This window comes from Paenibacillus psychroresistens, from assembly GCF_009728935.1.
GTDB lineage: Bacteria > Bacillota > Bacilli > Paenibacillales > NBRC-103111 > Paenibacillus_AC > Paenibacillus_AC psychroresistens.
This window is the reverse complement of record NZ_CP034235.1, coordinates 3,290,756-3,301,954: the sequence shown is the minus strand read 5'-3', so window position 1 is coordinate 3,301,954 and position 11,199 is coordinate 3,290,756. Positions and strand designations below refer to the sequence as shown.

8 protein-coding genes and 1 pseudogene are annotated in these 11,199 nt (G+C 36.5%); 3 read left to right on the top strand and 6 right to left on the bottom strand.

The window, feature by feature from the left end; all coding sequences use genetic code 11:
- Positions 1 to 208: 208 nt before the first annotated feature.
- A pseudogene (locus EHS13_RS14910) lies at positions 209 to 698 on the top strand (IS6 family transposase); the annotation flags it as partial.
- Between the two features lie 200 nt (positions 699 to 898).
- On the opposite strand, the gene EHS13_RS14905 reads toward EHS13_RS14910, so the two are convergent.
- The 5 genes from EHS13_RS14905 to EHS13_RS14885 all read right to left on the bottom strand — a co-directional run bounded on the left by EHS13_RS14905 (position 899) and on the right by EHS13_RS14885 (position 7,200).
- Positions 899 to 1,867 carry a carbohydrate kinase family protein gene (locus tag EHS13_RS14905; protein ID WP_155701100.1) on the bottom strand — a complete coding sequence of 323 codons (969 nt, stop codon included), beginning with the start codon at positions 1,865 to 1,867 and terminating at the stop codon, positions 899 to 901.
- Positions 1,868 to 2,046: 179 nt separating this feature from the next.
- A complete protein-coding gene (locus EHS13_RS14900) occupies positions 2,047 to 3,528 on the bottom strand; it encodes a glycoside hydrolase family 32 protein (RefSeq protein ID WP_155701099.1) in 1,482 nt (493 codons plus the stop codon).
- A gap of 84 nt (positions 3,529 to 3,612) precedes the next feature.
- Positions 3,613 to 5,241: an ABC transporter substrate-binding protein gene (locus EHS13_RS14895; protein ID WP_155701098.1), complete on the bottom strand. Its 1,629-nt coding sequence runs from the start codon at positions 5,239 to 5,241 to the stop codon at positions 3,613 to 3,615.
- 153 nt (positions 5,242 to 5,394) lie between these two features.
- On the bottom strand, positions 5,395 to 6,276 hold the full coding sequence (locus tag EHS13_RS14890) for a carbohydrate ABC transporter permease (protein ID WP_155701097.1): 882 nt from the start codon (positions 6,274 to 6,276) through the stop codon (positions 5,395 to 5,397).
- An 18-nt stretch (positions 6,277 to 6,294) separates the two neighbouring features.
- On the bottom strand, positions 6,295 to 7,200 hold the full coding sequence (locus tag EHS13_RS14885) for an ABC transporter permease (RefSeq protein ID WP_155701096.1): 906 nt from the start codon (positions 7,198 to 7,200) through the stop codon (positions 6,295 to 6,297).
- A gap of 549 nt (positions 7,201 to 7,749) precedes the next feature.
- On the opposite strand from EHS13_RS14885, the gene EHS13_RS14880 reads away from it, so the two are divergent.
- Entirely contained in the window at positions 7,750 to 8,805 is a 1,056-nt protein-coding gene (locus EHS13_RS14880) for a LacI family DNA-binding transcriptional regulator (RefSeq protein ID WP_155701095.1), read from the top strand.
- Positions 8,806 to 8,860: 55 nt separating this feature from the next.
- Here the strand turns inward: EHS13_RS14880 and EHS13_RS14875 are convergent, their stop codons facing one another.
- Entirely contained in the window at positions 8,861 to 9,586 is a 726-nt protein-coding gene (locus EHS13_RS14875) for an IS6 family transposase (protein ID WP_155701094.1), read from the bottom strand.
- 581 nt (positions 9,587 to 10,167) lie between these two features.
- Between EHS13_RS14875 and EHS13_RS14870 the strand changes: the two genes are divergently transcribed.
- Complete coding sequence (locus tag EHS13_RS14870; protein ID WP_155701093.1) at positions 10,168 to 11,199, top strand: substrate-binding domain-containing protein; 1,032 nt, start codon at positions 10,168 to 10,170, stop codon at positions 11,197 to 11,199.

Below are 11,199 nucleotides of genomic sequence, written 5' to 3'. Positions count from 1 at the left end.
AATATAATAATTTTTAGTATATCCAAGTTTTTTATAATTATTCAGATGAAACATAAAATTAATTTATTTTAGTGGATTCAAGTCTTCTTAAAGTTTTTTCTTTTTCAACTACTGTCTGAACATATCTTGCAATCTTATCATCCAGGCGTTCCAACGTTTTCTTCATATCTTCCATTCTTGTTGCGAGTAGCTTACGCTGCTCGAATACGATTCGTTCCGAACGGATGAGACCTATGTAAAAGTCAAAGGACAATGGAAATATCTTTACAGAGCCGTGGATTCAAGCGGCGTCACGATTGATTTCATGCTATCTGAAAATCGAGACATTCACGTCTCTAAACGATTTTTCAAGAAAGCAATGACATCACCGCACAATCAATCGCCTCGCGTAATCACCGTTGATAAAAATCCCGCGTACCCTACCGCAGTCCAGCAAATCAAGGACGAAAAAGCTATGAAACAAGAAACATTGCTGCGACAACAGAAGTATTTTAACAATATCATTGAACAAGATCACCGATTCATAAAAAAAACCATAAAAACCGATGTTGGGATTCAAGTCTTTCAAGACTGCAGAGAAAACCATCGCGGGAATCGAAGTCATGCACATGATAAAGAAAGGGCAGGTCGAATATAAACATTCGTCTGCTCTCTCTGATGTTAAATTAATCAAAAAATTGTTTGGTTTGATAGCATAATCAAACCACAAATAAGTGGTATCTTTGATCAATTGCAATTGTTGCACCAAAATCTTCGCATCGACATCGTAACCACAATGCAGAAAAAGAATATAATAAATAGCTTCATGCCTACCGATTTCATCGGATTCTCAAACCGTATTCCTTTTAGATCAGGAAGCTTAAAGGACAATGCTTTCAAAGATATCACCACCCTAGCTTCACTTTTTAAATTCATATACTTCATCAAGGGTTGGTATTGCAGAAATTGCTCCTACCTTCGTACAAACAATTGCACCCACTTTATTACTAATAGCGATTATTTTTCTCAAGTATTCAAAATCCTCTATAGCTTTTCTAGGTTCAGCTTCTTTAGCTAATTGAAAAAGCATCGCGCCTACGAATGCATCACCAGCACCAGTAGAATCAATCGCTTCAACCTTAATACTAGCAATGGTTTCATTTCTAAATCCATTTGAGATCCATGTTCCTTCTTTACCTAATGTAACAGCCACTACTTTAGCTCCCATTCGATGGAGAGACTCTACTCCCTTTGACACATCATTCATTCCAGTTATTATTGCCAATTCCTCATGACTAATTTTCACAAAATCAGCTAGAGCAATCCCCATTATAGCTAGTTCAATAAAAATGGATTCCCTTTCTTTCCAAAGGTCCTTTCTGAAATTCGGATCAAATGAGATAAACTGAGATTCAGCTTTAGCAGACTTCATTGCTTTTAAGTATGTGGCTTGAAACGGATTTTCCAGCAACGCCGTAGCTGAACCAAAATGAACAATTTTGAATTGCTTTATTCTTTCTTCATCTAGATCTTCTTCTCCAAAATTAGCATCCGCCCCACGATTAAAAACAAAATCCCTTTCCCCGTTTGCCTTTAATGATACAAAAGCTAACGTTGTTGGGTATTCATCACTTAGCATGAGCATCGATGTATCCACCTTTAGTGCATCTAGCTGCCTCTTCAAAAAATGCCCAAATGGATCATTTCCAACTTTACCGCCAAACAGAGCGCTGCCGCCCAATTTGACAATTGTCGCACACACATTAGCAGGCGCCCCACCTGCTTGTTTCATGAAATTCTGACCTTCAACTAAATCTATGTCCACATCTGTACAAAAGAAATCAATCAACAATTCTCCTAAGCAAAAAACCGCTGCAGTTGAACCCATTTATGCACCATCACCTTTTCTAAATCCACTTTTTTTATATGAGATAATTTCAGTAATCTAGTATTTCACCTAAACGCAAGATCTCTACCCAACCTTACCCAGTATCAAAAACACAGAGATATTGGGATCGGTCAAAGTAGAGATGGCTTACGTATTCGGTATAGCACGTGTTTCAAACGTTAAATCCAAATAGAATCAAGCTCGGTCAATTTCAATGATGCCAGCCGGGTAGTACCCTCGTCTGAAAACAAAACAATTTTTTGGCAAGGCTCACTTGGAAATATTAAACACGTAAAAACAACTTTGCCATCGTTTGCGAATACTTCTACAGACGAAGAATCCAAGAATATTTGAAGCTTTATTCTTCCGGCAAGCATTTTCATTGGAGCTTCCTGGATAGTCGAAAATGAGGGAGAAAAGCCACTCTCTCCAGCATTGGTTCGATCAACGAATAATTTCTCCAATTGAGAGTCATAACTAATGATTGTTTTTTCTGAATCAGAATGCTGCAAGGTAATCCCAAAATTACTTGAACTTACTCTTTCAAGCTCCACATTTATTTCTATTAAACTATGACTCAAGCTGAACGAAACAGGAGTATTTGATTCAATAGTTTGTTCTTGATATATACTTATATCTTTTTGTATAGTACTCAACTCTAGTACGGGCTTTTGGATCAAGGAAACTCCAAAGTCGCTAGAAATTAAAGATAATTCCCTTGGAAGCGTCATAGCTCCTCGCCATTTTTCAGTTGGGATTTGGTTTGCATACCGCCAGTTGCTCATCCAGCCAAGATAGATCCTTCGACCATCTCGATTCGGTATGTCAGACCAGCTTACACCTGCATAATTATCTCTGCCAAAATCTAACCATAAAACTGTTTCATCAGGGTTGTCATTGACAAAGGTTGTTCCATCAAAATGACCGATAAAATATTGTGTTCTGGATCCTTCTTTTGAGTCCGGATTATCCCCGATACTTACTATCATTACCCATTTTTGATTGTTTTCATCATGATCGACTGGTAATTTGAATAGGTCAGGACATTCCCAAAAGCTATCATGTGAACCCGCTTTTTTTCCAAATCCACTTGCGAATTCCCAATCTTTCAGGTTTGGAGATGTATAAAGAGTTACTAAATGTCCAGTAGCTAACACCATAACCCATTTATTCGTATCAGCATGCCAAAAAACTTTAGGATCACGATAATCGGTAATGTTCTCATCGGAAAGCACTGGATTCCCTTCATATTTAGTCCACGATCTTCCATCATCCTTGCTGTATGCGATGCTTTGTCGTTGACGAGGTCGGTTCGTTTCAGGATAAGTATCATGACTCGTATAAATGGCAACTAACCCAGCTGCATCATCGAACAATCCCGATGTATTATCCCAATCGACAACAGCACTACCTGAAAATATAGCTCCATTTTCATCTGGGTATAAGGCTGCAGGAAGTTCTTCCCAATGGATAAGATCTTTACTCACCGCATGCCCCCAATGCATCTTATCGAAATCAGGTAAAGTCGAAAAAGGAGTATGCTGGTAAAACAAATGGTATTCTCCTTTATAATAAACCATGCCATTTGGGTCATTCATCCAATTTTTCTCCGGTGAAAAATGAAATTGTGGACGATACTTTTCTTTATAGTTTTCAGTCATTTTTGGTTTCTCCCTTTTTAGGCATAGACTAAGGCTGTACTATGCCAAAGCATTGCACAGCCTTAGTCTATTTAATATGAATCATTATTTTGTGTTTGCGTCATAGCCTGCTTGTTTAATTTTCAACCAATCTTGTAAACCTAAACGATCTAATTCTTTCAAATAACCAGCCCATTGCGCATCTACTTTTCCGTTAGCTATCCATTCCGAGCGCATTCTCATTACATAGGCGAACAAATCAGTTTCAATCTTTGTAAGCTCCTTTGAATCCTCAGCTGAGAAAAAGACTTTAGGGTAATTATTTTTCGCTTTCATATCAGGCACCATGAATTTCTTCAATATGTCCAATCTCCAAGCAGCATCATCTGGTTTTGTAGTTACAGTACCGTAATAGCTATCTAAGATTGCCAACGGTCCACTAACTGATGTTTTTTGTCTTAATTCAACTGGAGCTGTTCCGTCTAACGGCAAATGCTTCAACATTCCTTTAGCTTCATCCAACTCAAAAATGTTTTGTTGGGACTTATCACCATACGTCCCCCAATTGTTTTGAACCGATTGCAGCGGATCATAAAGCTGATCTGCCCATACTGCTGTTGCTTCTAGGTTTTTGTTGGCATTTGTAATAACCATACGTCCTCTATCTAAGCCAATCCCGTTTGTTCTTGTTACATTCTTTAGACCACTTGGTCCTGTTAATGCTGGCATGATATCATACTTATCATTCATGCCTGTAATATTTCCTTTGTCCCATGTGAAATACAAGCCGTAACGATTGTCTTTACCTTTTGCAAGATAAGTATTCCAATCCTGAGTAGACGCTTCAATATCTAATAATCCATTTTTAAATAAATCGTTGAGATATTTAATTCCATCTTTATATCCATTATCTGATGCAGTGAATAACACTTTACCCTCATCACTTACAACGGTATGATCAAAGTTTTCACCGAGACCAAATGAGCCGAACAAGAAGGCTAAGTCTTCACCACCCGGTTTACCAATATAAGATAATGGGATTTCATCTGGTTTACCATTGCCATTCGGATCCTTTGTTTTGAAAGCGATCAATACTTGCTTCAATTCTTCTGTTGTTGTAGGCATTTTTAAACCTAATTTATTAAGCCATTCCACGTTGATCCAAGGCAAATCATCCACAGCTTGGATCGCCTCTTTACCTGAACCTAGCTCTTCTATCCACGGAAATGAATATATATGTCCATCTGGTGCTGTAATCATTGCTTTATATTGCGGAGCTTGCTCTAATACCTTCTTGAAATTAGGCATATGCTTTTCGATCAAATCTTCAAGCGGAACAATAGTGCCGTCTTTAGCAAGCTTCAGCAAATCATTATCCGAATAGCCCGCATCGAAAATCGCGTCTGGAAACTCACCGCTCGCAATCGCTAAATTTCTTTTCTCAGCAAATGTATCGCCTGTGTAGTTCTTCCATTCGATATGGGTATTCGTTTTTGCTTCCATCCGTTGAAAAACCAGCTTTTCATTCGGATCAGCAGGAGCTAATGGCGAGCTTTGTGTAATAAATTTCAAGGTAACTTTCTTTTGCGTTGCTGGCGTTGTGGCGGATGAACTCGTTTCTGTTGTTGAAGCTGCGCCGGAAGATACAGGATCTTTTGGACCTTTGCTGCTGCACCCTGAAATTATAACAATTGCTGCTAGAGACATGAAAAGTGCTTTTTTTGTGTTAACCATACAATGACCTCCTGAAAATAATTTATAAGAATTTATTAATTTAGAAACTTTCTTGCAACCACCCCATAATTAAATTCACCATATTTCTATTTTCACCCAATCACCCCCTTAAATATTTTGTTAGCAATTCCATTCCTCTATTCAATTGGCCCATTATTTCAACGAACCTACCAGAACACCTTTTTCAAAATATTTTTGGAAAAAAGGATACATGACCATTAAGGGAAGGCTAGAAATGACAATAGATGAATATTTAATCATTTCGGAAAGCCTTTTTATCTCAGCAAGCGCTAATCGATCGCCAATCGTACCTGGAGGTAGTTGATTTTGAATCAAAATCGATCTTAAAACCAGCTGCAGCGGATGTAATTTAGGATTATCCAGATAAACCAACGCATCGAAAAAAGAATTCCATTGACCAACAAAAGCATATAATGCCAATACAAAAATGATAGGCTTGGATAGCGGTAGAAGAATCCTAAAAAAGACAACTAAATGTGTAGCTCCATCAACCTTTGCCGCTTCATTCAATTCTTTGGGAATTCCTTTAAAAAAGGTTCTAGCCAGAATAATATTGTAAACATTCACTGCCGACGGAATCAGAATCGCCCAAACCGTATCTAACATTCCCAAGTCTTTTATTAATAAATAGGTTGGAATTAACCCACCGCCAAAGAAAATCGTAATGATAAAAAGTGTCATTATGAAGTTTTTCCCAACAAAACCTTCAACAGATAATGGATAGGCCGCAAATATACAAACAATAACGGTGATAACAGAAAACCCTGTCGAGTAAAAAACGGCATTTAAAAACCCTCGAACCATCGCATCATTAGATAAAATTTTCTGATAACCATCAACAGTCCAATCCGCTAGATCGAAAGAAATTCCTTTATTTAATAGCTGTGTTGGATCCATAAATGAAGCAACCACTACATAAACCAAGGGAACTATCACAATTAAAGCAGCTAAAGCTAAGAATAAATTGTTAAAAGCTAACATTATTCGATCAAAACGTGTGTGCTTGAAATTCATACTACGTCCCCTTTACTGTTAATAAAGGCCTTCACCTTCATTTAATTTTTTTACAACGAAATCAACAAAAATTAGTAAAATAACATTGATTACTGAATTAAAAAGCCCAACAGCTGCCGAATATGCATAGTCACCTGCCTGCAAGCCTATTTTGTAGACATAAGTTGGCAGAATTTCAGAGGTGGTTACATTCAATGTGGTTTGCATTAGAAACGCTTTTTCAAATCCAATCGACATGATTCCACCTGCACCTAAGATAAAAATAATCGCCATCACGGGCTTTATTGTTGGAAGATCAATATGTCTGATTCTTTGTAGAATACTGGCTCCATCAATGGTTGCAGCATTATGCAATTCAGGATCCACACCTGCTAATGCCGCCACAAAAATAATCGATGCAAAACCTGCACCCTGCCAAATTCCAGATAAGATATAAATGGAGCGGAAATAGTCCGGATCTGACATAAACATAACTGGGCTTCCAGTAATGGAAGTGATGATAGCATTCATAGGTCCGGTTGGGGATAAGAAAACGAATGTCATTCCTACAATGACTACAACGGATATAAAATTGGGCGCATATAATATAAGCTGAATATTCTTTTTGATAGCAACACCGCGCAATTGATTTAACATTAGGGCTAATATAATAGGAACCGGGAAACCTAATATCAGACCATACAAGCTTAGTTTGAGGGTATTCATGAAGATAACCTCAAAGTTAGGTGATGTTAGAAAATCTCTAAAGTGCTCAAATCCAACCCAATCACTATGCAATATTCCTTTTGAGGGACTGAAATCTTTAAAAGCTATAATTGCCCCGTACATGGGTACATACTTAAAAATGATAGTCAAAATAAAAGCAGGTGCTACCAACAAATAAAGAAAACGGTTAGTCCAAATGTATTTCAATTTAACTTGCAACTCATAACCCCCTAACTAAATAATCAAAAATAGAAACTAATTTTTCGACTGAATAAAATTTGTTTATGATTCAATAAACATTTGCCTCCTTGAAAGGGTTTACATTTCGTATTTCTATATCAATTTAACAAATATTTTACACGTAGTCAATACGTTTATTTGAAAAATTCATTATTTTTGTAATCTAATTAAATTACACAATATTATTTTTTTTGTTCATTTGTTTATTAATATAGGAAATTATGTATAATATGTGAGTAAAACCATCGTATTTTATCAAATACCAGTTTTAAATATGAATTAATTCCATAATTATGAATTTTATTATAATTACATTTGTTTATTTATTTTGAATTAAATAATTAATTTTATTTATCTACTTTTTGCCCAGTTGTTCAATTTATATTAAATTACATTGTTCATTTGTAATTTTATATTGATATTAAGCTCGTATTATTATACATTTACAATAGTATTGTCTAAGGAAGTGGTTTTCTTTCCTATATTCAATAATAAGTCGTTTAAATTAGTAAAGGAGAGTTTCCAAAGATGAATAAAGTAAAAGTTACTGTACAATATATTGCAGATTCATTAGGACTATCCAGGAATACTGTATCTAAATCTTTAAACGGCAGTGAAAGCATCCCTAAAGTAACCCGAGATAAAGTATTAAAAAAAGCGATTGAATTGAAATATAAACAGTTTACTCTTGTGGAATCTGAAAGCTTAAACACCAAATATCCTGGCAATATCGCTCTCTTGACATCTAATATGCCCAATAAATCTCATTTCGGTTCTTTACTGCTAAGTGGCCTGGAGAAAAAAGTTAGTGCAGAAGGCTATAACCTATCCATTCACTTTCTCCGCGAAACTGAAATTAACAGCTTAGTACTTCCTAATAATTTTGAAATAAATAATGTAGACGGAATTATTTGTATAGAGCTATTCGACAAAAAATATACCCAATTAATTAATAATCTAGGAATTCCGACAATTTTTATAGATTGCGTGGCGGATATCTTTTATCCCGAGCTAAACGCAGATATACTTTTAATGGAAAATGAACACAGTACTTATTTACTCACCAAGAGACTCATAGAAAATGGTTATATTAAAATTGGCTTTATTGGTGATTATAATCACTGTAAAAGCTTTAATGAAAGATGGGTTGGATTTAACAGAGCGCTGCTCGACTCCAAGCTACAGCTCGATTTATCGTTTTGTATAGTAGAAGATGATCGATATTTTTCTGAAGGAGGCACCCTCTGGATTGAAAAGCAAGTGGATAATATGAAAATAATGCCTTCTGCATTTATTTGTGCAAATGACTTTATTGCAATTAATTTAATGAAGGTTTTGAAGAATAAGAATATACAAATTCCCGAGGATATAGTGATATGTGGATTTGATGATTCAATTGAGTCGAAGATTGTAGAACCGCACTTGACAACAGTCCATATATTTAACAATGAAATGGGAATTCTAGCTGCCGAAATGCTTTTAGCAAGACTAAAGAATCCATTAAAGCCTTTTCAAATTACTCACGCTAAAACTGAACCCATATTTAGAGAATCGACAGGTAAGATTAAAGGGTATTCGGAATAGGGTTTTGGTGCAACAAGTACAACCAATCAAAGATACCCTTATTTTTGAGATCTGATTATGCAATTAAACCCAATAATTTGTTGATTAACTTAACATCTGAAAGGGCAGACGAATGTTTATATTCGACCTGCCCTTTCCTTATCATATGCATGGCTTCGATTCCCTTCAACGTCGACTCTGCAGTGAAAAACGATTTGAATCCAAGCATCGGCTTTGTGATTTTCTTAATGAACCGGTGATCTTGCTCTACTATGTTGTTTAGATACTTTGTCTGTCTAATCAAAGTTTCTTTGGGTAGCAATTTCTCATTTATTAATTCTTGTATCGCGGGAGGATAGGCTGGATTTTTATCCAAGGTGATTACACGTGGGATTTGATTATGTGGAGAGGACAAAGCTTTTGTAAAGAAACGCTTAGCTGCCTGCATATCCCGATTTTCAGATAACATGAAATCAATGGTGTTCCCCATCGAATCAACTGCCCGATATAAATACTTCCACTGACCTTTAACTTTGATATAGGTTTCGTCCGTCCGCCAAGAATCATTTCTCGGTTTCAAATAGAGGCGAATTCGCTTGTCGATTTCGGATCCAAATTCATGGACCCATCTCATAATCGTCGTATGAGAAATCCTTAATCCTCGCTCACTCATCATTTCTGCTATATCTCGATAGCTTAAACTATATTTCAAATACCATCTCACAGTTAGTAAAATAATCTCCGATTCATATTGCTTCCATTTAAATAAATCCTTTTTCGTTTCCAAAATAAGCTGCTCCATCCCATGAATTCATTATCCATTACGTTATCATGAATTAGAGCTTTGCACCACAACCAATAAACGAATTAAAAACATATTTCTACTCCTCTCTCTTTGGTATTTTCCCCCATGGTCTCCAATTACAAATATATATATACCGAAGAAAAGCAAATATTTACAATTCAAGAATAAATTAATAACTTTCCTTCAATCGCGATCAATTTATTATCCATTTCGAAAACGCCTCTATATTGCAGGCGGAGTCTATATTTTTAGCAGGAGTCAAAAAATTGTAGCTTTAATACGTTTTTCAAGTATAGCCACTTCATAAAAAAAGACCAGTGGATTATCACTCTGCTACATCGAGTACCGCTCCCACTAGTCCCAATCCATAGTCCACTTACCATCTAGGGCACAAATCGATGTATAGCGATGCATAAATATGCATTTCTCATTAATTATGAATATTTATTCTCACAAATATGAAAAACTTTCTCAATAATTATGACACCACACAATAATAGATTTGTATTGACAGCATTAATCTCAATAGGTATTATAATGGTATTAAATTGGTTCTACACTAATGAAAGGACTGGACTATGGAAGGTACACCTTTAGTAAAGCAACGCATCACTGAATTGCTGAGAAATCAAATCAAACCGCTGCAGACCAATACTTATGTCAAAATTGCCTCAGAGCGAGAATTAACAGAGCTGCTTAACGTAAGTCGAATTAGTATTCGATCTGCGATTAAACAGCTGGTTCAAGAAGGCTTGCTTTCCCAAGAACAAGGACGAGGGACTTTTATTACTCCGAAAATGGTCGTACATTCCTTGCACATTCTTTGTTCACCTGACATCAAGAGCAATGACCCCTTCTATACCAAGTTCCTTGTAGAAATTACCCACACGGCGGCCAAGCTTTCGATCAGCTTACATATGATCAATCCTGATCAATTGAATCCTCCACTGGAGCAAGCTCCACTCATCTTGATTGGCTTATTGGAGCAAAAGATTTTCGATAGGCTTGCCACCATGTATACCACCATCATCACATTTCAAGAAGAATTCACTTCCAATGAAGCTACTTTGTTATATTTTGACGATTATCTGATTGGACAGCACGCTGCCAAAATGCTAGTTGAATTCAAACACGAGCATTTGATTCTTTTGACAGGACCATCGAAGTATCCCTCTGCTTTTAATCGTAAAAAAGGCTTTGTTGATGCTTTAAAAGATACGCAGATTAAGCTCCAAGTTCATACCGATAAAATGAACTGGTCCGGAGGTTATCAAGCCGGCGATGCGATTATGGAATGGCTCCAAGCGGATTCCCCGCCAACCGCTATTTTTGCAGCTAATGATTGGATGGCCATCGGCTTGATTCAGAAATTAAGAGAACGTGGGATCAGCATTCCCAAGAACCTATCTGTCATTGGTTGTGATGATATCCCGCTTGCAGCAGAATTCTCACCAACATTAACCACTTTCAATTTGGATATGAAGCTGCTGATTTCAGAGCTGCTGTCCGTGTTAAACCAAGGCACTCAAGGCAACAAGAAAATTCTGCTTCCTGCAACGTTTGTTCCAAGAGAATCCCTAATCCCGTTTCGCAAAAAGAGAGGAGTTTAA

Excerpts from the sequence above, each read along its gene's own strand:
- EHS13_RS14895 (WP_155701098.1), bottom strand. The coding sequence starts at position 5,241 with ATGGTTAACACAAAAAAAGCACTTTTCATGTCTCTAGCAGCAATTGTT.
- EHS13_RS14890 (WP_155701097.1), bottom strand. The coding sequence starts at position 6,276 with ATGAATTTCAAGCACACACGTTTTGATCGAATAATGTTAGCTTTTAAC.
- EHS13_RS14905 (WP_155701100.1), bottom strand. The coding sequence starts at position 1,867 with ATGGGTTCAACTGCAGCGGTTTTTTGCTTAGGAGAATTGTTGATTGAT.
- EHS13_RS14880 (WP_155701095.1), top strand. The coding sequence starts at position 7,750 with ATGAATAAAGTAAAAGTTACTGTACAATATATTGCAGATTCATTAGGA.
- EHS13_RS14875 (WP_155701094.1), bottom strand. The coding sequence starts at position 9,586 with ATGGAGCAGCTTATTTTGGAAACGAAAAAGGATTTATTTAAATGGAAG.
- EHS13_RS14870 (WP_155701093.1), top strand. The coding sequence starts at position 10,168 with ATGGAAGGTACACCTTTAGTAAAGCAACGCATCACTGAATTGCTGAGA.
- EHS13_RS14900 (WP_155701099.1), bottom strand. The coding sequence starts at position 3,528 with ATGACTGAAAACTATAAAGAAAAGTATCGTCCACAATTTCATTTTTCA.